Here is a 24,261-nt window from a genome sequence, read left to right as displayed (position 1 = left end):
AAACAGACGGCGTGCTGAACAGGCTTGCTCAGCACGCCGCCATTCCGTCAGGAAAGCCGTATTGGTCAGAGCGGTGGCGGCACAATCATCGACATCTGCGGAACACGGTCTCTGCAGTATTGTGCGAAAGCCGTCATCACACGTGACGGCCCGGCAATATCGGGAGAGGCCATCCCAATCATCATCGGGCGATGTTTTCCGGTCAGTTCGACGGTCACAAGTTCATGCCCGTCCATGGAATATTGTGCATCCGCGACAATATTCACCAGTGAGTACCCCAGGCCATTTCCCACCATCGTCCGGATCAGTTCGAGATGCTCGGATTCATGCGCGATCTTCGGCTTGATCCCGGCGGTCGCGAACAGGGATATAAAATATTCCCGGGAATGCGGCAGATCGAGAAGGATGAACGGCTCTTCCTCCAGATCTTCCAGAGAAACGGCTCCCTCACCGGCCAGCCGGTGCCTCGCCGGCAGAAGCACACGGGGTGGCACCGCTCCCAATGTCTCAAACCGGACATCCTCGGGTATGCCAAGGTCGTAACTTATCGCTATGTCGATGGCGGCATTCTGCAAACCTTCCATCAGATCCTTATGATGCTTTGCAGATGACCTGATCCGTACCGCCGGATATTCAGCACCAAAGCTGTAGCAAAGCTTTGGCAGCAGCAAAGGCGCCAGGGTCAGCATGCAGCCAACCGTCAGCGGCCCCTTGACCTCATCCGATATCTCTCCGGCAATTGTATATAGTCCCTCCGCCTGACTGAGCAGAACCTTGACTTCCCGCAGCAGCTGGCGGCCAGCCGGGGTCAGGTGCAGCCCCTGTGCATGACGCCGGATAAAAAGCGAGATTCCGAATTCCTGCTCAAGCTGGGAAATCGCATTCGATATGGATGGCTGAGAAACGTGAATTCTCTCCGAAGCCAGACGAATGCTGCCCGCCTCGCCGGTTGCAGCAAAATAAGAGAGCTGACGCAGGGTGAAGCGCGGTGGCGTCACACCACCAAACCAGTGCAATAAATGGACATGAGCTGCCCTCTCCTGTCAGAACAATGGCCGGGACCGGAAAACCCCGGTCAGCCTTACACAGAGCATCCGTGGTCTTCTGTCACGGTCTCCGCTGCCCCTGAATGTGGGTGAAGACGGCCGATCCGGTCAATTGTTTAATTCAGGCAACCCTGATCAGGGCTTTTTCCCTGCCGACTCATGATAGGCCAGATATTTGCGCTGTGTCAGAATATGGTCTGCGAGATATTTTGCGTCATGCCAGACGCCCCAGATGAAGGACGACCCCCGCTGTGACAGCCAGGGCAGGCCCAGAAAGTAAATTCCGGGCTCAGATGAGACCCCGCGCTGATGCTTGGGACGCCCCTGCTCATCAAAGGCATCAACCTTCAGCCAGCTGTAATCGACCGTGAACCCCGTTGCCCAGATGATCGAGGTAATCCCCGCTTCCGCCAGATTCAGTTCGAGAACCGGATTTGTCACGCAATCCGGGTCCGGCCCGATCCTCCGGGCCTCCGGCTCTTCCGGGAGATCAAGGCCGTTGCGGGCAATATAGGCGTCCGCCTCATCCAGCACGGACAGATAATTTGCATCACCTGCCGCAATATTCCGGGCCAGATCCGGCGCAAAACTCAGCACACCGTCACGAAAGGCCCTGGTGACACCAACCAGCGTCATGCCTTCTTCCGCCAGACGCCGGAAATCCACGGTCTGCCCTCCATGCGCACCACTGACTGCAATGGTGACATGTTCCGTGCCCGGCCCCGGCACTTCCGCATCCCATTTGCCGAGCACACCCAGCCACCAGACGAAATCACGTCCCCGGTAACTTCTGGGAGGCCGGTCGTGCTGTCCGACCGAGAGATAGACTTTCCGGCCAGCCTTCAGAATTTCGTCGGCAATCTGCGCACCTGACGAGCCCGCACCAACCACCAGAACAGCCCCTTCCGGCAACTGGTCAGGATTGCGATAGGCATTTGAATGGATCTGATGCACATCCGCCGTCTCCGGAACAACCGGCGGAATGACAGGCTTCTGAAATGGCCCGGTGGCGACAACCACGCTTTTAGCCTCGACCGGCCCCGCAGAAGTCTCAACCCGGAATCCGGAACGCCCCGTATTGCGCTCTACGGACGTAACCTCGACACCGCAGCGAACCGGGGCTGATATCTTTTCTGCGTAAGCAACAAAATAGTCCGCCACCTGCTCCTTGCCAGCGAACGCGTCCGGACTGATGCCGGAGAATTCAAGCCCCGGAAACCGGTCATGCCAGGCCGGACCATTGGCCACCAGCGAATCCCACCTTTCCGACCTCCAGCGCTCTGCAATCCGATGCCGTTCAAGAACCAGATGCGGCACACCGCAGTTCCCCAGATGCTCACTCATCGCCACACCGGCCTGCCCCGCGCCAACAACCAGCGTATCTATTCTCTCAACTGCCATATCCGAGTCCTTCCGGGCAACCTGCATTCAAGCCATACAAGGCATCACCATACGGTGCGCACCGGACAGCCCCAAATACGATCTTCATAAGCATTGGTTTGATTGTAACTAACCGCACTTAACGAGCCTGACAGTCTCGTCAGGCCGTATCAGACACATTGTTAATTCCGCTGTGCCGGCCCGCCATACCCAGCCAGAAATGCAAAAGTCCGCTTCCATGCATCTTCTGCTTTTGCGGCATCATAGTCAGCCATTTGCGCCCCATATTCATCTGCTTCAATCATGAAGGAATGACCCGTGGCCGGATATGCGATGATATCAACCGGGCGGTCGGCCGTGCGATTTCGATTCAATATTGATTTGCAGATCTCCGGGCTTGAGACCTGATCTTCTTCCGGAATCAGCGCCAGAATCGGAACATTTGCATAAAACGGCTCGTGCAATGATGCGACGATATTAAACCCCATGACATCTCCAATGCATAAAGGCGCCCAGAGAACGGCAGCACGCAATCCATCCAGTTCATTCACAGGGTTCGCTGATACTCCAAGCGGTACCTTGGCGGGGTCTGCATAGACCATCGCATCCATAATCGTCGCGCCACCAAACGATGTTCCCACCGCATAAACCCGGTCAGCGTCAACCCAGTGCTGCCGCTTAGCCCAGTCCAGAGCAATCATCAGGTCGCCCGCAGTCTGCTTTGGCAAAAGGTGACCTGACCGGGCAGCCTGCCCATTCGACCCGCGCCCGGAATACATGTCGAGGAAGACGATTCCATAGCCATTCGCAACAAACCGCTGCACCATATCGTCATATACGGAGTACCAGCTTTTATCGCTCGCACCATGCAGAAAAATCACGGTCGGGTGCGCCCCGGTCCCGGCGGGCTGAAACGTCCTGAGATACGGAACAACCTGCGTCTGGGCCTGATCCAGTGAAATACTGGGCGGTAACGATGGCGCACAGCCAACAATCCCAGACAGACATATCAGTGCCATCAGTTTCCGCTTCAACGTCGAACCCGGCATGTTCTCCTCCCTCGTAACTCAGATATAATTATGCATACTATATGCAAATTATACGACGAGGAAATAACGTGGCACTAAGCAGTCTCTCCACGGAAGATAGTCTGCTCACCAAAAAAGTCAGCTATGTGAAAGTTGCTTCCGGACCTGACAAATCCAGACAAAAGTCGAAGCAGGACATGCGAACAACATTCCTCATCTCCTGCGGGAGATTTCAAGCATTTGATATCATGAGAAAAATGGTAGCGGAGGAGGGATTTGAACCCCCGACACGCGGATTATGATTCCGCTGCTCTAACCAACTGAGCTACTCCGCCCCATGCGTGGCAGGCGGTGGATTTAGGCTGTCAGGGCGGGCATGTCAAGCCGCTGCAGCCGCCTGTTCTTCACGACGTATCCAGCCGCCGCCGAGAACCAGATCGCCATCGTACAGAACACAAGCCTGACCGGGGGAAACGCCGCGTTGCGGCTCTGCCAGAATAACTTCCGCCCGGCCGTCGCCAAGCGGGCGAACCGTGGCCGCAACCGGGGGTGTGGTCGAGCGGACCTTAACCTGACAGTCGATTCCCTCTGCCGGCAGCCCTGCCCTGTCGCCGATCCAGTTGACCTCACCGATCATGAAACGGGTCACGCCGAGTGCCTCACGCGGGCCAACAACGACACGGCGCCGGGTCGGCTCCAGCCGGACGACATAAAGCGGCTCTTCCGTGCCGCCAATGCCAAGACCACGACGCTGACCAACTGTATAATGGATGACGCCCTCATGACGGCCGATGACCTGACCATCCAGATCGACAATGTCACCTGGCTCAGCCGCTTCCGGGCGCAGCTTGCGCACGATCGAGGCATAATCACCGTCCGGCACGAAACAGATATCCTGGCTGTCGGGCTTGCTGGCGACGGGCAGGCTGAAGCGTTCCGCATGGGCACGGGTTTCGCTCTTCTCCATGCCGCCGAGGGGGAAGCGGACATAGTCCAGCTGTTCAGTTGTCGTCGCGAACAGGAAATAGCTCTGATCACGACCAGGATCGACGGCGCGCAGCATCCGGGCCGGGCCATCGCCATCCGGGCTGCGGCGCACATAATGGCCGGTCGCCAGCGCATCGGCACCGAGATCGCGGGCGGTGGCCAGCAAATCGCGGAATTTAACGGTCTGGTTACAGCGTACGCAGGGGATTGGCGTCTCGCCACGGGCATAGGTATCGGCAAAATCGTCGATCACGGCGTCACGAAAGCGGCTTTCGTAATCCAGCACGTAATGGGGCACGCCAAGGCTGTCTGCCACCCGGCGGGCATCATAGATGTCCTGGCCGGCACAGCAGGCACCCTTCTTCTGGATCGCCGCACCGTGATCGTAAAGTTGCAGGGTGACGCCGACCACGTCATATCCGGCCTCTGCCATCAGGGCGCAGACAACCGACGAATCGACGCCGCCGGACATGGCGACCACGACACGGGTATCCGCAGGCTTCTTGTTGGCGATTACATGTTCCATTGGCGGAATATACGGCGGGCCGGTGCGAATGCAAGATGGGCGGAGAATCCGGGCGATTCACGACAGACAAAAGATCTTGCATTCAGATCCCACAACCTGCCCGACAAGCCGGTTAATTACGGGGCATAAGTATCCGGATCCGGGGGCTTAACCCCTGCCCCGGCCACCCGTGCACCAGGCCCCGTCACCGCAAGAGGGTTACGTCAGCGTCTTCACCTGTGCGACATTTGCCAGCATGCTCAGACAGGCGGCGGCAGCCTCCCCGCCTTTTTTGGTGAAATGATCGAAGAAGAAATCGTGATGCTCACGGCTTTCATGGAAATTGACCGGCGTCAGCACGGCTGAAATCACCGGCACACCACTGTCCAGCTGAACCCGCATCATGCCGTCGATCACGGCGGTTGAGACGAATTCATGGCGGTAAATGCCACCATTGACGATCAGGGCACTGGCAACAATCGCATCATAGAGACCACTGTCAGCCAGCATCTGCGCCTGCAGCGGTATTTCGAGTGCGCCGGGGACTTCAAAGACATCAATATGATCGGCAGTGATCCCCGCTTGCGTCACCTTTGTTTCAAACGCGATCCGGCACTGATCAACGATATCACCATGCCAGCCAGCCTTGATGAAGGCGACACGCTTGAAGGCGTAATCAATCGCCGCAGGTTTCGTGTAGTCCATTGGTCTTCCTTCCCGATATCCGGCTCTGTCCCGGCCTGTGTCGTCAATTCACATCCCGCCATCCCGAATCTGTTCAGGACGGCAAATCAAAATACTGTCTCAAGCTATTCGCGTTCTTCGATCCAGGCCATCTGAATGGCTTCAAGAATTTTCTCGTTGGATTTCTGCGGATCATCATCAAACCGCTCCAGATCCTGCACCCATTGCCAGAGGTCGGTGAAGCGGAGATTGATCACGTCCGCTTCCGGATGCGCTTCTTCAAGATCAATGGCGATATCGTAGACGTCGCTCCATTTATATCCCATCTCTGCCTCCGTTAGCTCAAGTCTTGTCGACCATCATGTTGCGGGTGGCTTTCGGCAGTTTCACCCGGATACCATCGGTTTCTTCATTCAGGATGATCTGGCAGCCCAGCCGTGACGTGTGGGTCAGGCCAAAAGCCAGGTCGAGCATGTCTTCCTCTTCCTCGCTCGGCTCGTCCAGACCGTCATAGACGTCTTCTTCAACAACGATGACATGGCAGGTTGAACAGGCCAGAGAGCCCTCACAGGCCCCTTCCAGGTCGATATGGTTGCGATGGGCGGCCTCCAGCAGGGACAAGCCTTCTTCAGCTTCCACTTCCTGTTCGGTGCCATCCCGCAGGATGAATGTGGCTTTCCGCATGGCCATGATTGTATTTTACCTCTCGATTATTGGGCGTCGGACGGGCCGACGCGATGTTCCAGATCATTCATGGCAACGCCTTTCAGGGCATTGCCGATTCCCCGATCCATTCGTTTCTGGGCAAACGGCAGGCTGGCTGTATCCAGTCGTTCCACCGCACTGTTGATGACATCACGGTCATCGCCCTGAACGGCAGTCCGGACGGCTTCACCGGCGGCGATCAGTTCTTCCCGTTCAGCCCCCTCCAGCAGGTCGCCATCGACCTTCAGCGCCGCATCCAGCGCATCAACAGCCCGGCCCGCCTCAACACGGGCTTCCGCCAGCAGGCGCCATTCCATGTCATCCCGGGCGTTCTCCATACTGCTGCGCAGCATGGTCGCCATATCATCTTCCGACAGACCATAGGACGGCTTGACCTCGATGGTCTGTTCAACCCCGGTCATCTCCTCACGGGCGCTGACTGTCAGCAGGCCATCCGCATCCACCGAATAGGTTACCTTGATCCGGGCCGCACCGGCGGTCATCGGCGGAATGCCGCTGAGGACAAACTTGCCCAGCGAGCGGCACTGATCGACCATCTCCCGCTCACCCTGAACCACATGCACCATCATGGCGGACTGACCGTCCTGATAGGTGGTGAATTCCTGCGCCATCGACACCGGGATAGAGGTGTTACGCTCGATCACCTTCTCGACAATCCCCCCCATCGTCTCAATACCGAGCGACAGCGGCGCCACATCCAGCAACAGCGTGTCCGAGCCGCCGGTCAGCGCATCGGCCTGACGGGCAGCACCAACGGCGACCACCTCATCCGGATTGATATCCGCCAGCGGTTCCTGACCGAACAGTTCCGCCACACGCTTGCGAACCAGTGGCACACGGGTCGAGCCGCCAACCAGCACGACGCCTTTCACATCTTCCGGGAAAACATCTGCGTCTTCGAGGACGGACAGGCAGGTATCCAGCGTGCGCTGCACCAGCGGGCTGATCATTTCCTCGAACTCATCACGGGTCAGGCTGTGTTCACTGCGAACGCCCTCCGCCTCCATATACCAGGAGCCGCTGTCCTGATCGCTCAGGGCTTCCTTGATCATCCGTGCCGTGGTCAGGGCTGTGCGAACTTCGGCGCGGGAGGGATCTTTCGTGCCCCGTTCCGCCATCAGACGTTCAGCAATCACATGATCGAAATCATCGCCCCCCAGTGCGGCATCGCCGCCGGTTGAACGAACCTGAAACACGCCCGTCTGCATCCTCAACAGCGAAACATCAAACGTGCCACCACCCAGATCATAGATCGCGTAGAGACCTTCGGCCCCTTCATCCAGACCATAGGCCAGTGCAGCAGCCGTCGGTTCATTGACCAGACGGAGTACCTCCAGCCCGGCAAGCCGGGCTGCATCTCTGGTCGCTGTCCGGGCGGCATCATCGAAATAGGCCGGCACGGTTATGACGGCCTTGCGTACCTCACCACCCAGTGCTTCCTCAGCACGTTCTTTCAGTCCGCGAAGGATATCCGCAGAAATTTCCACCGGTGACAGGGTCAGGTCGGCAATGCGCAGTTTCACCATGCCGCCATCAGACGGCTCAATGTCATAGGGCAACGTACCGGCGACGGCTTTGATATCTTCCGCCCCCCGGCCCATCAGACGCTTCACCGAGGACACAACACGATCAGGATGGCTGAGAGCCAGTTGCTGCGCCATGGGGCCAACAATGGCCGAGCCATCGGGAGCGTAAGCAACGACGGACGGCACAAGGGCTGACCCGTCTTCGTCACGGAACGGCTGCGCCTCGCCCTCGCGGATCACCGCAACCACGGAATTCGTCGTGCCGAGATCAATACCAACCGCCTTGGTCTGCTCACCTTCATGGGGCAGCGGGGTTTGTCCGGGTTCATGGATCTGCAGCAGCATATCAGCCTCTTCCAGCCAGTTTCAGTCGGCGCGCGCGTGTTTCACCCGCCAGTTTGCCGAGATATTTCAGTTTTGTGGTCAATGCCCCTGCCTGATCCAGATCGCCGGCGGTGAAGGCCACGGCCAGTTCCTGCTCACAGGAGCGGATTCTCGCGTTCGTCTCACGGGACAGGCCAACCACTTCCTCAACGGTTTCTGCTTCAGCCAGGGCTTCCCGCGCTTCCATCGATTCCATCAGCAGTTCCGGATCACTGATCGTACTGTCACGATCAACATCGGCAGTCCGGCCATTGAGAGAAAGCAGGTAAGCCGCGCGGCGGAGCGGATCGCTCAACGTCTCATAGGCTTCATTCACGGCAACCGCCTGTGACTGGGACAACGCCTTCTCACGGCCGGAGCGGGTCGCAAAGCGATCAGGATGGAGTTTCCGCTGGAGATCAAAATAAGCCGCCTCCAGTGCCGCCGGATCAAGATCAAAACCGATCGGCTGTCCGAAGCGGGTGAAATGGTCGGCCTGCCCCGGAGGCTGAATAGCTGAACAGGTGTCACAAAACAAAGCCGCATCAGACACAGGCCCCTTGCAGGACCAGCAGGCGTTTGTCTTTGTCGATATGGAAGGTTCGTCAGCCATTGCGGCCTTTTTCACTCAAAAACAGGCCCGGCGCAGCAAGCTGCGCCGGGGAATTCAGGCAAGCCGGTCCGTAATCCCGGACAGAGACTCAGACGTGGAAGCTCTCGCCACAGCCACAACGGGCTTTCTCGTTCGGATTACGGAAGACAAAACCGGATTCCAGCTTGTCCTCTACATAGTCCATTTCCGTACCAAAGATGAACATCGAAGCCTTCGGATCAATGAACAGCTTGGTGCCCTCATCAATATCAATGGCTTCATCAAATCCGTTCTGCTCGTCGGCGAATTCCAGCGTATAGCTGAGGCCGGAGCAGCCTTTAGTGCGGACACCGATGCGAATGCCGAGAGTTTCCTTACCCCGGCCTTCAATCAGCGCATGAACGCGCGCAATCGCAGCCGGCGTCAGGGTAATCGGCGCAGGGCGTGGCGGCAGCGGACGGCGTTTTTTCGCCGCCCCGTCTTTGGTTGTCGCTTCCAAGACTTACTCCGCCGCTGCCGGTTTGGCCTGACCGGCTTTTGTACGATAATCCTTGATCGCAGCCTTGATCGCATCTTCAGCAAGCACCGAGCAGTGAATTTTCACCGGCGGCAGCGCCAGATGTTCAGCGATTTCCGTGTTCTTGATCGCTTCGGCTTCGTCAACGGTCTTGCCCTTCACCCATTCTGTCACCAGCGAGCTGGAGGCAATTGCTGAACCGCAGCCAAAGGTCTTGAACTTGGCGTCTTCAATCCGGCCATCCGCGCCGACCTGAATCTGCAACTTCATCACGTCGCCACAGGCGGGCGCGCCAACAAGGCCGGTTCCGACAGATGTCGAGTTCTTGTCGAGATTACCGACATTGCGGGGATTCTCATAGTGATCGACAACTTTTTCACTGTAGGCCATCAGATGTAACTCCTTGTTATACCGTATATATTGTTATGCGGGACGCGCAGATCAATGCTCAGCCCATTCAATCTTCGAAATGTCGATACCTTCCTGGGCCATTTCCCAGAGCGGGCTCATCTCACGCAGGCGCGTCACCTCTGCAATAATGCGATCTGCGGCAGTGTCCACTTCCTCTTCGGTCGTGAAACGCCCCAGCCCGATACGCAGAGAGGTATGGGCCATTTCGACCTCAACGCCAAGCGCACGCAGCACGTAAGACGGTTCCAGCGATGCCGAGGTGCAGGCTGAACCGGACGACACGGCAAGGTTTTTGATTCCCATCATCAGCCCCTCACCTTCGACAAAGGCAAAACTGATATTCAGGTTACCCGGCAGACGGTGCTCTGCATCACCATTCAGGTAAACCTCCGGCAGGGAATCATTGATCCGCTTCAGGAAGCGGTCACGCAGATAAATCAGCCGCTCGGCCTCTGCCGCCATCTCTTCTTTGGCGATAGCACAGGCCTTGCCAAAACCAACACAGAGCGGCAGCGGCAGCGTACCGGAGCGCATGCCACGTTCCTGACCGCCCCCGCTGATCTGACCGACCAGCCGGATACGCGGCTTGCGGCGAACATACAGCGCGCCGATGCCCATCGGACCATAAAGCTTGTGGCCGGAAATGCTCATCAGATCGATCTTCATTTCGTTGACATCAAGCGGGATCTTGCCAACCGCCTGCGCACAATCCGAATGGAAGAAGACCTTGCGTTCACGGCAGATCGCACCGATTTCAGCGACCGGCTGAATCACACCGATCTCGTTGTTCGCCGCCATGATGGAGACAATCGCCGTCTTGTCGGTGATCGCGTTCTTCAGCACTTCCAGATCAACCAGACCATTCTGCTGAACCGGCAGATAGGTCACTTCAAAACCCTGCTGTTCCAGCTGGCGGCAGCTGTCGAGCACACATTTATGCTCGGTAACACAGGTGATGATGTGGTTTTTCCGATCACCGTAAAACCCCATGATGCCTTTCAGGGCAAGGTTGTTTGATTCGGTCGCGCCGGAGGTAAAGATGATCTCCCGCGGGTCCGCACCGATGATATCAGCAACCTGACGCCGGGCATTCTCGACCGCGTCTTCCGCTTCCCAGCCATACTGATGGCTGCGCGAGTGCGGATTACCGAACTGCGCATTGAAATAGGGCAGCATCTCATCGACGACCCGGGGGTCAGTCGGCGTCGTTGCCTGATAGTCCAGGTAGATTGGACGATCTTTGGAATTCTGACCGGTAACACTCATAACTGCCTCATTGCCTCTCATTTAAATCCTGGCTGAATAGCCACTTGCTTCAGGCCGCAGATGCGATGCCCGGGCGCATTCGCCCGATCACCCGCATCCAGCCTTCGAAAAATCGTTCCTCGTCATCCGGCTGACTGGTCCAGCCAAAGCTGACCCTAACAGCAGACTTCGCCACGCCCTCTGCAACTCCCATCGCCGACAGGACATGCGACGGAGCAACCTTGCCCGACGAACAGGCTGAACCGGAACTGACTGCCAGACCCTCAAGGTCCAGAGCCATCAGCAGGCGTTCAGCCTCAATGCCATCGACACCAAAGCAGCAGGTCGTCGCCAGTCGCTCGGACTGGCCACCGAAAATCTGCACATCATAGCCAGACTGCAACAGCCGGGCTTCGAGACGGTTCCGGGCATCCCGCGCCGACGACACCCACGCCCAATCCTCAGATAATGCATCAACAGCAGCAGACAACCCGCTGATAAATGAAATGTTTTCCGTTCCAGCCCTTTGGCGACGCTCTTGCCCGCCACCACAAATCAGACTGTCCAGTTGCAGCCCCGGTCTCAGGATCAGGGCACCGACACCCGCCGGGGCACCAAACTTGTGACCGGAGATCGTCATCATGTCAGCACCGGTTTCAGCGAAACTGACAGCCATCTTTCCGACCGCCTGAACGGCGTCCACATGGACCAGCGCACCCGCATCATGAGCCAGCCTGACAACATCACTCACCGGCTGAATAACCCCGGTTTCATTGTTCGCCAGCATGACGGAAACAACCGTATCCTCGCCCCGTTCAGCCAGCATTGCAGCAAGCCGTTCCAGATCGACGATACCACTGCCATCAACCGGCAGAATATCTGCATCCGGTCCGGCCGCAGCCAGCACCGAATCATGTTCAATCGCAGACACAATCTGTCGCGCACGGCCACAACCACGCAGCGCCTGATTGTTCGCTTCTGTACCACCCGATGTGAACACAACATCCTGCGCCCGAGCACCAATGAAGCGGCCAACCACTTCACGGGCATCTTCAATCCGGCGGCGGGCTGCCCTGCCTGCCATATGGATTGATGACGCATTGCCAGTCTCCGAAAGCGCCGCAATGACTGCGTCCCGCGCTTCCGGCCGAACCGGTGTTGTTGCGTTATGATCGAGATAGATCACCGGATTATCCTATTCCGCTGCCCGCACGCCTTCGCGCGCATCAGCACCAAGAAAATTGCGCAATCCAAGCACGCGACGCTCGCAGATATCATCCAGCGATACCGTGCTCAGGAACGTATAGATCTGATTGCCCAGTTCCTCCCACAGATCATGGGTAAGACAGCGGCTTTTATCCATGTGACAGCCCCGGGGGGAACCGCTTTTGCAGCGTGTTGCCCGGATCGGCTCGTCAACAGCCATGATGATATCGGAAACCCGTGTCTGTTCGCGCTCACGGGCCAGCAGATAACCGCCTCCCGGCCCACGCACACTGGCAACCAGACCATCACGGCGCAATTTGCCGAATAACTGTTCCAGATATGACAGCGAGATCTCCTGGCGGTCTGCAATATCGGCGAGCGATACCGGCTTCCCGCGGCTGTGGGTCGCGAGATCCACCATCGCCATCACCGCATAGCGGCCTTTTGTCGAAAGTTTCATGTCACTTACCTGTCATTCAATTCATCAGGAGCGGTTTGCCGCACGCGGCTCTTCAGGCCGGTCTGCAGCATCACGCCGTTCAAGTTCATTCTCCAGTTCCGCGACACGGCCAGCCGTCGCCTGCAATTCCCGGCGGAGGTCTTCAATCGCCCGGACAACCGGATCCGGAATGTCACCGGTTGGCGTACCATAGGCCTGGAAGGATTCATCCCGCGCCTTCATGACCTGACGCGCCGGAATACCCACCATGGACGCCCCTGCCGGGACATCCCGAAGAACAACCGCATTTGCACCGATCCGGGCGCAACGGCCAACCGTCAGCGGGCCAAGTATCTGGGCCCCCGCCCCGACAATCACACCGTCTTCAAGTGTCGGGTGGCGCTTACCGGCATTCAGCTTGACCCCGCCCAGCGTCACACCCTGATAAAGCGTGACGTCATCACCGATCTCTGCCGTTTCACCAATCACCACACCTGTTGCATGATCTATGAAAAACCTGCGACCAATTTTCGCGCCGGGGTGAATTTCCACCTGGGAAACAATCTTTGCAAAATGCGACAACACCCGTGCAAGCAAGTGAAACCGTGCATTCCAGAGCGCATGCGTCACACGATAGATCAGTGTCGCGTGCAACCCGGGATAGCAGAGAATAACCTCCAAAACCGACCGGGCAGCGGGGTCACGATCCCGAATTGACCTGATATCCTCACGGATTACCTTGAAAAACATGGCTCTCGTCGCGTAATTAATCGCTTCGCCGGGTGCGATGGCCAATCCGTTGGTTCAGACATTTGCCCCGTCGACTATCGGGTATATAGGATACCCTACTAAATTGGTCAAGAATACGGACACCATATTCGGTATGCCTGATAGCCTCTATTTTTCAATTCCTACAAAAGTGACGGGTTAATCCCTTCCCCAAGAGAGCCGTAACCTATGCCTGAAGTTATTTTCAACGGTCCGGAAGGACGCCTCGAAGGTCGATACAGCCACGGTAAAACGGAGAACGCTCCGATTGCACTGGTCCTGCATCCGCATCCGCAGCATGGCGGAACGATGAACAACAAGATCGTTTACAATCTGTATCACTCCTTCGTGAACCGCGGCTTTTCGACACTGCGTTTCAACTTCCGCGGCGTTGGCCGCTCGCAGGGTGGTTATGACGACGGACAGGGTGAACTCTCTGATGCCGCTTCGGCGCTGGACTGGCTGCAGACCCTCAACCCGAATGCATCGGATTGCTGGATCGGCGGATTTTCCTTCGGTGCCTGGATTGCCATGCAACTGCTGATGCGGCGCCCGGAAATCTCGGGCTTTGTCTCCATTGCCCCGCCGGCAAACATGTTCGACTTCTCGTTCCTTGCACCCTGCCCGTCATCAGGCCTGATTCTGCATGGCGATAATGACGAAGTTGTGCCGGAAGCTGCTGTTGCCAAACTGGCACAAAAGCTCAAGACACAGAAAAACATTGTGGTGGATTACGATGTCATCGGCGGTGCCGGTCACTTCTTCACCGAACAGTTCGATGACCTGAATGAACGTGTCGGCACCTATCTGGATGGCAGACTCGGTCTCGGCTGACGCCTAAGCTTTGCGCGAGACCGCCAACCGACCGCCGGTCAGTGGCTGCGGCACACCCGTGGTGCCGGGAAAACTGATCGGCAGTCCCTCCAGATGGCGAACCGCCATATAGGCGAAGGCCTGCGCCTCCAGAACATCCCCCTGCCAGCGCACCGCCTCACAAGGCTGTACATCGGCATTCAGCCGCCGCCGTAACTCCGACATCAGGAAACGGTTATGCCGTCCGCCACCGCAAACCAGCCAGATCTCCGGCGGTTCCGGCAGATGACGGGCTGCCCGGGCGACACAGGCGGCGGAAAAAGATGTCAGCGTTGCCGCGCCGTCAGCCGGGTCTAATCCGGCAACAAAGTCGCCACTGAAATCATACCGGTCGAGCGATTTCGGCGGCATCTCGGCAAACCACGGATTATCCAGCTGTGCGTCAATCAGCGCCTCGTTTACTTTGCCGGCAACCGCAAGCGTTCCATTCCTGTCATACGGATCACCGGTTTTCTGTGCCACCCAGTCATCAACCAGTGCGTTCGCCGGTCCGGTATCAAAAGCCAGCATCGCGTCACCTTCACCAATCCAGGTGACATTCCCGACACCGCCAAGGTTCAGCACGGCAACCGGACGGCGGCTCAGGTTTCTGGCCAGCGCCTGATGCAGGACCGGCGCAAGCGGTGCGCCCTCACCGCCTTGCGCGACATCATTGCTGCGAAAATCGAAGACCACATCAGTTCCGGTTTTCTCTGCCAGTAAGGCACCATCCCCGATCTGCCAGGTCCGTCCCTTGTCCGGTTCATGCAAAATCGTCTGGCCGTGAAATCCGATCACATCGACCGGACCGGTTTGCTGTACCAGCAGTTCGACGGCTTCGGCATGAGCCAGGGTAACATCCCGCTCAACCTCCTCGACCGGCCCCTTGCCGCCAAGCACCGAACGAATGCGCTGTTTAAGCTCATCACGGTAGGGAACCATCAGATGCGGGCCGAACAGGCGGATCATCTCGCCATTGGTTTCCAGCAGGGCGGCATCAATGCCATCCATCGACGTACCACTCATCAGACCAATCGCGCGCCGCATGGATCGTTGTGTCATTTGAACCTCCGCATTGTCCCGCTCAAGGGGCTGTGATAGATCATCGCCCCTTCATCCGGAAACAGTAATCAGAAAAGCCTAATCATGTCTGAGCCGAAATCCGATTTTCTCCGTCTCATTGTTGAGCGCGGATATCTGCATCAATGCACCGACCTCGACGCGCTCGATGAGAAAATCCTGAACGGTCGCATTTCAGCCTATGTCGGCTATGACGCGACCGGTGACAGTCTGCATGTCGGACATCTGGTCTCGATCATGATGCTTTACTGGATGCAGCATTTCGGCCACCAGCCGATTACCCTGATGGGTGGCGGCACCACGAAAGTCGGCGATCCGAGCGGCAAGGACGAAACCCGCAAGATGCTGACGGATGATGACATAACAGGCAATATCGCCAGTATCCGGCGGACCTTCGAGAACGTCCTGACCTATGGCGAGAATGACGCCATCATGGTCAATAATGCAGACTGGCTGGACAAGCTGGAATACATCTCGTTCCTGCGTGATGTCGGCCCCCATTTCACCATCAACCGCATGCTGACATTCGATTCGGTAAAGCTGCGGCTGGACCGTGAGCAGCCGCTGACCTTCCTTGAATTCAACTACATGATCCTTCAGGCCTATGACTTCATGGAGCTATCGCGCCGCCATGGCTGTGTGCTGCAGATGGGCGGGTCTGACCAGTGGGGCAATATCGTCAATGGCGTGGAGCTGACCCGTCGTATCACCGCCAAACAGGTATTCGGCCTGACCACCCCGCTTATCACCACTGCCTCCGGCGCGAAAATGGGCAAAACAGCGGCTGGCGCTGTCTGGCTGAATGAAGACCGCCTCTCCAGCTTCGATTACTGGCAGTTCTGGCGGAATACGGAAGATGCCGATGTTTCGCGCTTCCTGAAACTGTTCACCCTGTTGCCAATGGACGAAATCGACCGGCTGTCCAAACTTGAAGGCCAGGAACTGAACGAGGCGAAGAAAGTCCTGGCGACGGAAGCGACCGCCGTGATTCGGGGTCGGGCCGCAGCCGAGGAAGCCGCAGAGACTGCCCGCAAGACTTTTGAGGAAGGGCAGTCTGCCGAGGGTCTGCCGACTGTTGACGTACCCGCCGCTGATCTTACTGCCGGGATACCAGCCTTCAGCCTGTTCCAGATTGCCGGGCTGGCATCCTCCGGCGGCGAAGCCCGTCGTCTGGTACGCGGCGGCGGTGCACGGCTGAACGATATCCAGATTACGGATGAGAATCAGAACATCGGAATGGAATCTGCGACACAGGACGGCGCGATCAAACTGTCAGCCGGGAAAAAACGTCATATTCTGATCCGTCCCGCCTGATCCGCAGAACCGGTGGCTATTTGTTATCCTGCTGCGGCGGCTTGCTGGTTCCGGGCTTTGGGTTTGTGCCGCGCTCGCCGCTGAACAGGTCGAAAAACTTTCGCAGGAACCCCGGCGCAAGGGCAGAAATCGGATTCACGGACGGGTCCGGATCATAAAGCGGCCCCCGAAGGCTGTAGTTCGCGGCAAAGACGCCACCGCCCTTTTCACCTGTCAGGATTTCGCCGATCAGCGGAATCTGTCCGATCAGGCTGTTCAGCGCATATGCCGGAACAATGGTGCCCGTGATATCCACCCGGTCCCTGCTAAGATCAACAGTACCGTTTGCCGACAGGCCGATTTCGCTGCCAAAAGCGCGGGCATCATCAATTTCAACAATCTGGTCGTTGATGATGAACGGCACCTGCATCCGGGCAAAATTGATCCCCTCTCCCTGGGCCATGTTAATGATCCCCGCCACAGATGGCGCACTCAGCAGCCGGGCAAAGGTCGGGGCATTCACGATCTGGAAGTCCTGAATTTCAGCACCACCCGTGACTTTCAATATCTTTGAACTGTCAATATTTGCAGCAATTTTCAGCCGTCCGCCCTGCATATCCTTGTAAAAGCCGAGGACTTCGAGAGCCGCCCCCGCATCATCGCTGACGATTTCCAGCCGTCGCCGGTTTTCCAGTGGTGTCAGGATAAGCCGGGTCATTTTCCGGTCACCGACCAGCCCCTGCAGATCAGCCGTTTCCCACCGGGAGGAACTGCGCGATGCAAATCCACGAACCTGTTCAACGCTGCGTTCAGGTGACAGCCAGAGACGTTCAATCTCTGCCGATATACGCAGCGGGACCAGATTGCCATCCTGCGTCGTCTGATCGGGGGCCGTGGCAACGGCGGTTATTGTCTCACCCGTGTCTTCATCTCCGCCAACAATCGTTGCCGCGTCAAATGACGGACCGGACACAGCGATATCGAACCCGCCATCCGGAGCCGCAACGACGCTTGCCGTGACATCGGTTTCCCCGAAACGGATCTTCGAGAATTCGATTCTGTTGGGTGCCGTTCCCTCTTCGTTGAAGGCCACACGCCCTTCCGCTTCGATCCCCGCGCCATCGAAATCAAACGACTGAATGGCCACGAGCCGCCCATCGACAAAGACCAGCGTTGCCCGTGCCTTGCCGCCAACCCCCGCACCTTTCGACCAGCCGAAGCCCGGAAGAGACATCACGGCCGCACGAAGATCCAGTTCCGCATTCAGGGCACCACGACCACCATCAAGTTCGGTAAAGACAATGTCCGCATCGACAGGGCCTTCCAGAAACGGGGCTGTAAACGGCGGGAAATCCAGGCCGAATTCATGACGGCTTGCCGCATCAATTTCCGCCTGCACTTTGTATTGCCAGCGAAACGGCGCCTGATCGGTGAAGTATCTCGTTGTCGTCAGGGTAATCGGCACAGGCCCCAGCAGCCCGGTGCCGTCGATCAGCATCCGTTGCTTGTTAACATCGAGCGCAAGGTCAGCTTCCCGAATGCCAAGGTTGGCGACCAGTCCGGGAAGCGCCACAGCCGTCAGGTCGGCTTTTGCCGTTATTTCGACTTCACTGAGCTGAAGCGCCAGTTTCGCCGGAAAATCTATTGCCAGATCGACCGATGCTTCACCTGATGCCTTTTTGGGATCCAGCCCCAGTTCGGAAGCGTAACCCAGTGGTTTGCTGTCAAGCAGGTGCAAAGCCTGATCCAGCGGCCCGTGCAGGCGGACATCAATATCCGTATTCGGATATTCCTGATCAAGTCCGATAAACAGCACCCGGCCTTCATCGACCTTCAGCTTGTCGATATGACCGGTATGTAACGCAATATCGAAGGTTGTCTGTGTGAAATCCGCCCGACCATCGACATCCTGAACCCTTGGCATCCCTTCAAGATAGCCAACCGTGAAATGTTCGAGATCAAGGTAGCCCTTCATATCGCTGAGCGTGAGCTCGCTGCCCTGAAGCGACCCCTGCAGACTGAGATTGGCCGTTGTAACCATCCCGTCTGACAGATTTTTCTCCACCCAGTCACGGACCAGAATGCCGATTGTTGCCGGCCAGAGTTCATTGAACCGGTTGTTCGGGATGTCCCGTCCGGCGACATTACCTGCGAAGGAAATTGTTCCTGTCCTGAGCCCCAGCGCACGCAGGCCGACAGCGGCGCTGGCCCCTTCCGAAACCACGGACAGTTCATCGACAACCAGTATGTCGAGACCTTCGATAGCCCGTCCCCGCAACGTGATCTCATCGAGGTCGAAACTGTGATCAATCGGGTCATTCAGCGTCAGGTTGCCCTTCCCTGTCTGAACATCGAACCCGATGGAACGAAAATCACCATCCAGGCCAACAGACAGGGTCAGCGTCCCCGCAGCCGACATATCGGAAGACCCGAAGTCTGCCGCAGCCGTCCAGATATCCTGCACACCGCCGAGCCGGAGATTCGAAAAACCAACAACAAGGTCAAGCAGCTCCGTTTCCGCCTGATAGCTGCCGACAATATCAATTACGGCAGCTTCCCCCTGCAGATCAATCGCTGTGGACATCTGTACTTCCAGCCCGTTCGGGCTGCGTTGCAGCAAGATGTCGCTATCCGGAATATTAAGAGACAGCGCAAGCGACTGATCATGGACCTGCAAATCTGCATCCCTGATTGCAAGTTCGGTCAGGTGCCCGAGCGGACGGCTGCGATCCGGGGCATCCAGCAGTTCATCGACCAGTCTTCTGGTCAGTTCCGACGATGCGACACCGGTTTCAGTCGCGCGGCCAAAATCCAGCTCATATCCGGATTTGGCGGCACGATTCAGCCGAACGGTTGGTCTGTTGATCATGATTCTGCGGGGCGCAATCATGCCACGCAACAAGGCCGGGCCACTGATTTCGATCGCAAGGCTTGGCACCGTCGCAATCACCACACCTTCCGAATCAATACCCTGCACATCTGTTGCCGTCAGATCGAGAGGCCTGTCCCAGCCACCCCAGCGCAACTCTGTCGCACCAATATTGATCCTGTAGCTGCCATCTTCAGGGGTCAGGGCATCTTCCACATAGGGGGTCAGAAAATGCAGTTCCACCGGGCCGGAACTCAATCGCCAGGCAGCCAGCATCAACAGCACGAAAAAGCCTGCGCCTATTGCACCGATGATGCGGATCAGCCTGTGTGTCGTGCGAATGATCAAAGATGTCTTCCAGCGCTTCGTTTCTTGACCAGAATAGATGCATCCCACAAGGTCGAAAAAACAACCGGAAACCTTTATATAATGTTCCAGGAAATCGATCCGGCAATCCTGCCTGTCGTATCAGACCCGCAACGCGCCACCCGCGGATGGGAGCGCTTTACCGAAGCTCTGGGAAAAGACGACGACGGCCAAGCTGTTGAAGCTCTGGAGGTCCTGCGCCAGTCACAGGGGCTGGAGAGGCTTGTCGATTCGGTCTTCGACCACAGTCCTTACCTGACAGCAGCACTTTGCCGGCAGCCGCAGTTTGGGCTCGAACTGTTGCGGTCTGATCCCGAAATTGTTGTCGCCTCGGAACTTGAGCAGCTCCATAAAACACTGATTCCTGACGAATCGACGGCCGCCATCATGAAACGTCTTCGGCAAAGCCGGGACCGGGTTGCCATTGCTGTTGCGCTGGCAGATATCAGCGGTCTCTGGCCCCTGGAATCCGTCACCGGCGCAATCAGTGACCTGGCCGATGCAACCGTCAATTCAGCTATCGCCCACCTGCTTCGCCAGGCCCATGACAAGGGCGACATCCAGCTGCCCGACCCGGAAGCACCCTGTAAGGGTTCCGGCTTCACCGTGCTTGGCATGGGGAAACAGGGAGGCCGGGAGCTTAACTATTCCAGTGATATCGACCTGATTCTGCTGTTCGACCCGGAACGTGTCGATTATCGCGGTAAAGATGCACCGCAAACCCTGTTCTCGAAAATATCCCGCAATCTCATCAAGATCCTGAGTGAGCGTACCGGCGACGGTCAGGTTTTCCGGGTTGATCTGCGATTGCGCCCTGACCCCGGTTCCACACCGCCTGCCGTTTCCGTCCAGGCTGCTGAAACCTATTACGAGGCGATGGGACAGAACTGGGAACGGGCAGCGATGATCAAGGCGCGGGCGGTTGCCGGAGATCTGGAGACCGGCAATGAGTTCCTGCGTTTCATACAGCCTTTCATCTGGCGCAAACATCTCGACTTTGCCTCAATCGAAGACATTCATTCGATCAAACGCCAGATCGACCGGCATTACGGCGGCTCGGAAATCTCGGTTGCCGGCCATGATGTGAAACTTGGCCGGGGTGGTATCCGGGAGATCGAGTTTTTCGTTCAGACCCAGCAACTGATCTGGGGGGGGCGACAGCCTGAACTGCGCGGCCGCGCCACGCTCGCGATGCTGCGGGAACTTGTCCAGCAGGGGCATGTGACCGAAACCGCTGCGGATGAACTGGAACAGGCATACAGGTTCCTGCGCTCGACCGAACATCGGTTACAGATGGTCGATGATGCCCAGACCCATGCTGTGCCGGAAGATGACGACAAGCTGGAAATCTTTTCACAGTTTGCCGGTTTTGCCTCCACGGCAGAATTTGCGGCAGAACTGGTTCACCACCTGATGACCGTGGAACGGCATTACAGCGGGTTGTTTGAAACCTCGCCGCAACTGGGGTCAGAGGGCAGTCTGGTCTTCACAGGTGTCGATGATGACCCGGAAACCCTGGCCACCCTCACCCGCATGGGTTTTTCCAATACGCCGGGCCTGTCCGATACGATCCGGGGCTGGCATCACGGGCGTTACCGCGCGACCCGCAGTAACCGGACACGGCAATATCTGACGGAACTGACGCCCCGCCTGCTGAAAGCCTTTGCCGCTGCTGCCAACCCTGACACGGCGCTGCTGAATTTTGACCGGTTTCTGGCAAAACTGCCTGCCGGCGTGCAGTTGTTTGCCATGTTCCACACCCATCCGGAACTTCTGGATGTCGTTGCCGAGATCATGGGGGGTGCCCCCAAACTGGCGGATCAGCTCAGTCGTCGACCGGACCGGCTGGAAGCCATTCTGAATGATGATTACCGCGGACCGCCACCGTCTCTGGAAGAACTGATTGCCGAATGTGACAATGACGTCCGTCAGGGAGCATTCTTTGAGGATAAACTGGATATTGCCCGTCGATGGGCCGGTGACCGGCGCTTCCTGATCGGGCTGCAAATTCTCCGCGGACAGATGAAACCTGTCGATTCAGGGCCGGCACTCAGTCACATAGCAGAGGCTGTTCTGAGAGCCATGCTGGCTGCTGTACGGCAGGAGCTTGAAATCCATCATGGTACCGTTCCCGGTGGCCGGATGATGCTTCTGGCCATGGGCAAGCTTGCCAGCAAGGAACTGATGCCCGGTTCTGATCTGGACCTCATCCTGATTTATGATGCTCCGGAAGACTGCACCGGATCAGACGGGGCCAAACCGCTTGCCGTCTCCGCCTACTACAGCCGCCTCTGTCAGCGTCTGGTCAACGCCCTGACGGCACTGACCGCCGAAGGGATGCTCTACGAAATTGATCTCCGCCTGCGCCCGTCTGGCAACAAGGGTCCGCTGGCCTGCAGTCTGACCGCTTTCGACAGCTATCACCGCAAGGATGCCTGGACCTGGGAACATATGGCATTGAGCCGGGCCCGCGCAGTGGCCGGAGATACCGACCTGTGCAAGACCGTCGACAGGGTGATCTCTGCAATCCTGAAATCCCCCAGGGATCCCGCCAAGTTGCTGGGTGATGTCTATTCCATGCGCCTGAAAATGGCCGGCGAACTGGACAAGGGCAGTCTCTGGGACGTCAAGCAGGCCCGTGGGGGAATCGTTGATGGGGAGTTCATCATCCAATATCTGCTGCTGCGGGAAGCAGCCAGCGCGGATGTTCTGGGCAAGACCACCATGGCGGCTTCGATTACGGCACTGCATGAAGCCGGTGTCCTGAGCGGCGAAGCAGCCAGAACCCTCACCGAAGCACTGGAATTCTGGCAAAGTCTTCAGGCTGTGCTGCGGGTTACGGTCGTTGGCGAGTTCAAACCGCTTGAAGCAAGTGTTGGCATGACCCGGACCATCCTGCGGGCAATGGATGCGCCTTCGCTGGACATTCTGGAGAAACATATGCTTGAAACAGCGACTGCCGTGCACGACCTGTTCATCGACATAATTGCTGAACCGGCAAAACAGTTGCCGGCGGAAAATGAAACCAGTGAATGAGGAGAGACCGGAATGACTGTGGACACAGGTGACAAGGCGCCGGAATTCAACATGCCCACCGACAGCGACGGAACCGTCAGCCTGAGTGACCTTAAAGGAAAGAATGTCATTCTGTATTTCTACCCGAAAGACGACACACCCGGCTGCACCAAGCAGGCCTGTGGCTTCCGGGATCTGCTGCCTGATTTTTCCGGCGCCAATGCCGAAATTATCGGTGTCTCCAAGGATACCGCCAAGAAGCACGACAAGTTCAAGGCCAAGTACGAACTGCCCTTCACGCTGGGTGCAGATGATGCCGGAACTGTCTGCGAGGATTACGGTGTCTGGAAAGAGAAAAACATGTATGGCCGGAAATATATGGGAATCGAGCGCACCACATTCCTGATCGATTCAACCGGCGTGATCCGTAATGTCTGGCGCAAGGTCAAGGTTCCCGGCCATGTCGAGGAAGTTCTGGCTGCTGTTAAGGCATTGTGATCACCATAACCGACACCACCACACTCTCCGGTCTGGCAACAGGCGTTCTCACCACCGCTGAGGCGCGGGCCAAGGCGGCAGCCGCCCTGGCTGCTGCGGCTGCCTGGGAAGATCGCGGCATTCAGGATATCGGGGCGACAACTCCGCCGGACCGGCCGGCACGGCCCGAACATCCGGTCCTTCAGTCACCCGGCAAAATGCCACGACGACGGATCGGAACGGTGGAGGGTCGTATCGCACTTCTGCATGCGGTCGCACATATTGAGCTGAATGCGATTGATCTGGCCTGGGACATCATCGCCCGATTCCCTGATATGCCCCGGGCATTTTATGATGACTGGGTCAGCGTCGGGCGTGAAGAGGCCACGCATTTTCTGCTGATTGATGACAGATTGCGGGAACTCGGTGCTTCCTACGGGGATCATCCGGCGCATGACGGTCTCTGGAAATCGGCTCAGTCGACGGCTGACGATCTGCTGGCCCGCCTCGCCATCGTGCCGCTGGTCCTGGAAGCACGGGGACTGGATGTCACCCCGGCCATGATTGAAAAGCTCGACCGCGCCGGAGATAACATCTCCGCTGATGCCCTGCGCATTATCTATCGGGATGAAGTCGGCCATGTTGCCATCGGCAAACGCTGGTTCGATCATGTCTGTGCCGGGCGCGGCATCGACCCTCTCGCTGCCTGGCGACGTCTTGTCACCGAGCGTTTCAGCGGCGGGCTGAAGCCCCCTTTCAATGACGAGGCCCGGCAACGTGCCGGCTTCGACAGTGCCTTCTACACGGACCTGCCTCCAGGCGGCACAGCCTGACGCCGTTGTCGCTTGCACCGACGGATGATTGCCGGTCAAAATCGGGCATTACT

20 protein-coding genes, 1 tRNA gene and 1 pseudogene are annotated in these 24,261 nt (G+C 57.6%); 4 read left to right on the top strand and 18 right to left on the bottom strand.

Annotation, left to right across the window (positions count from 1 at the left end):
- Nucleotides 1-65: 65 nt before the first annotated feature.
- From GH722_14800 to cysE, 16 genes are all read right to left on the bottom strand, one after another.
- Entirely contained in the window at nt 66-998 is a 933-nt protein-coding gene (locus tag GH722_14800; GenBank protein MRG73034.1) for a LysR family transcriptional regulator, read from the bottom strand.
- 183 nt (nt 999-1,181) lie between these two features.
- Nucleotides 1,182-2,447: a SidA/IucD/PvdA family monooxygenase gene (locus GH722_14795; protein MRG73033.1), complete on the bottom strand. Its 1,266-nt coding sequence runs from the start codon at nt 2,445-2,447 to the stop codon at nt 1,182-1,184.
- A gap of 161 nt (nt 2,448-2,608) precedes the next feature.
- Nucleotides 2,609-3,475, bottom strand: coding sequence for a prolyl oligopeptidase family serine peptidase (locus tag GH722_14790; GenBank protein ID MRG73032.1), 867 nt, complete (start codon nt 3,473-3,475; stop codon nt 2,609-2,611).
- A gap of 237 nt (nt 3,476-3,712) precedes the next feature.
- Nucleotides 3,713-3,789: transfer RNA gene (locus GH722_14785), tRNA-Met, on the bottom strand.
- A 44-nt stretch (nt 3,790-3,833) separates the two neighbouring features.
- Nucleotides 3,834-4,967, bottom strand: coding sequence for a tRNA 2-thiouridine(34) synthase MnmA (gene mnmA / locus GH722_14780; protein MRG73031.1), 1,134 nt, complete (start codon nt 4,965-4,967; stop codon nt 3,834-3,836).
- Nucleotides 4,968-5,165: 198 nt separating this feature from the next.
- Entirely contained in the window at nt 5,166-5,651 is a 486-nt protein-coding gene (locus GH722_14775) for a 6,7-dimethyl-8-ribityllumazine synthase (protein ID MRG73030.1), read from the bottom strand.
- 104 nt (nt 5,652-5,755) lie between these two features.
- The gene (gene iscX / locus GH722_14770; GenBank protein MRG73029.1) at nt 5,756-5,956 is read right to left on the bottom strand and encodes a Fe-S cluster assembly protein IscX; all 201 of its coding nucleotides are present in this window, start codon (nt 5,954-5,956) and stop codon (nt 5,756-5,758) included.
- A 16-nt stretch (nt 5,957-5,972) separates the two neighbouring features.
- Nucleotides 5,973-6,314 carry a 2Fe-2S iron-sulfur cluster binding domain-containing protein gene (locus tag GH722_14765; protein ID MRG73028.1) on the bottom strand — a complete coding sequence of 114 codons (342 nt, stop codon included), beginning with the start codon at nt 6,312-6,314 and terminating at the stop codon, nt 5,973-5,975.
- 26 nt (nt 6,315-6,340) lie between these two features.
- On the bottom strand, nt 6,341-8,227 hold the full coding sequence (gene hscA, locus GH722_14760; GenBank protein ID MRG73027.1) for a Fe-S protein assembly chaperone HscA: 1,887 nt from the start codon (nt 8,225-8,227) through the stop codon (nt 6,341-6,343).
- Between the two features lies 1 nt (nt 8,228).
- Nucleotides 8,229-8,858: a Fe-S protein assembly co-chaperone HscB gene (gene hscB / locus GH722_14755; protein ID MRG73026.1), complete on the bottom strand. Its 630-nt coding sequence runs from the start codon at nt 8,856-8,858 to the stop codon at nt 8,229-8,231.
- Nucleotides 8,859-8,946: 88 nt separating this feature from the next.
- Nucleotides 8,947-9,270: an iron-sulfur cluster assembly accessory protein gene (locus tag GH722_14750; protein ID MRG73025.1), complete on the bottom strand. Its 324-nt coding sequence runs from the start codon at nt 9,268-9,270 to the stop codon at nt 8,947-8,949.
- Nucleotides 9,271-9,339: 69 nt separating this feature from the next.
- Nucleotides 9,340-9,744: a Fe-S cluster assembly scaffold IscU gene (gene iscU / locus GH722_14745; GenBank protein ID MRG73024.1), complete on the bottom strand. Its 405-nt coding sequence runs from the start codon at nt 9,742-9,744 to the stop codon at nt 9,340-9,342.
- Between the two features lie 51 nt (nt 9,745-9,795).
- A complete protein-coding gene (locus GH722_14740; protein ID MRG73023.1) occupies nt 9,796-11,031 on the bottom strand; it encodes an IscS subfamily cysteine desulfurase in 1,236 nt (411 codons plus the stop codon).
- Between the two features lie 49 nt (nt 11,032-11,080).
- Nucleotides 11,081-12,196 carry an aminotransferase class V-fold PLP-dependent enzyme gene (locus GH722_14735; GenBank protein ID MRG73022.1) on the bottom strand — a complete coding sequence of 372 codons (1,116 nt, stop codon included), beginning with the start codon at nt 12,194-12,196 and terminating at the stop codon, nt 11,081-11,083.
- 9 nt (nt 12,197-12,205) lie between these two features.
- Nucleotides 12,206-12,676, bottom strand: coding sequence for an Rrf2 family transcriptional regulator (locus tag GH722_14730; protein ID MRG73021.1), 471 nt, complete (start codon nt 12,674-12,676; stop codon nt 12,206-12,208).
- A 24-nt stretch (nt 12,677-12,700) separates the two neighbouring features.
- On the bottom strand, nt 12,701-13,405 hold the full coding sequence (cysE, locus tag GH722_14725; protein ID MRG73020.1) for a serine O-acetyltransferase: 705 nt from the start codon (nt 13,403-13,405) through the stop codon (nt 12,701-12,703).
- A 207-nt stretch (nt 13,406-13,612) separates the two neighbouring features.
- Here cysE and GH722_14720 point away from each other — a divergent pair, with 207 nt between their 5' ends.
- Nucleotides 13,613-14,257: an alpha/beta fold hydrolase gene (locus GH722_14720; protein ID MRG73019.1), complete on the top strand. Its 645-nt coding sequence runs from the start codon at nt 13,613-13,615 to the stop codon at nt 14,255-14,257.
- Nucleotides 14,258-14,260: 3 nt separating this feature from the next.
- Here GH722_14720 and GH722_14715 read toward each other — a convergent pair whose 3' ends face one another.
- Nucleotides 14,261-15,322: an anhydro-N-acetylmuramic acid kinase gene (locus GH722_14715; protein MRG73018.1), complete on the bottom strand. Its 1,062-nt coding sequence runs from the start codon at nt 15,320-15,322 to the stop codon at nt 14,261-14,263.
- A gap of 99 nt (nt 15,323-15,421) precedes the next feature.
- On the opposite strand from GH722_14715, the gene GH722_14710 reads away from it, so the two are divergent.
- Nucleotides 15,422-16,669 carry a tyrosine--tRNA ligase gene (locus GH722_14710; protein ID MRG73017.1) on the top strand — a complete coding sequence of 416 codons (1,248 nt, stop codon included), beginning with the start codon at nt 15,422-15,424 and terminating at the stop codon, nt 16,667-16,669.
- A 16-nt stretch (nt 16,670-16,685) separates the two neighbouring features.
- On the opposite strand, the gene GH722_14705 is transcribed toward GH722_14710, so the two are convergent.
- Nucleotides 16,686-19,865 carry a hypothetical protein gene (locus GH722_14705; protein MRG73016.1) on the bottom strand — a complete coding sequence of 1,060 codons (3,180 nt, stop codon included), beginning with the start codon at nt 19,863-19,865 and terminating at the stop codon, nt 16,686-16,688.
- Nucleotides 19,866-19,946: 81 nt separating this feature from the next.
- Between GH722_14705 and GH722_14700 the strand changes: the two are divergent.
- Both GH722_14700 and GH722_14695 read left to right on the top strand, forming a co-directional pair.
- Nucleotides 19,947-23,396: pseudogene (locus tag GH722_14700) on the top strand (bifunctional [glutamine synthetase] adenylyltransferase/[glutamine synthetase]-adenylyl-L-tyrosine phosphorylase).
- 5 nt (nt 23,397-23,401) lie between these two features.
- A complete protein-coding gene (locus GH722_14695) occupies nt 23,402-24,208 on the top strand; it encodes a DUF455 family protein (GenBank protein MRG73015.1) in 807 nt (268 codons plus the stop codon).
- Nucleotides 24,209-24,261 lie beyond the last annotated feature (53 nt).

The organism is Alphaproteobacteria bacterium HT1-32, assembly GCA_009649675.1.
Classification (GTDB): domain Bacteria; phylum Pseudomonadota; class Alphaproteobacteria; order Rhodospirillales; family HT1-32; genus HT1-32.
This window is presented reverse-complemented; position numbering and strand designations above follow the sequence as displayed.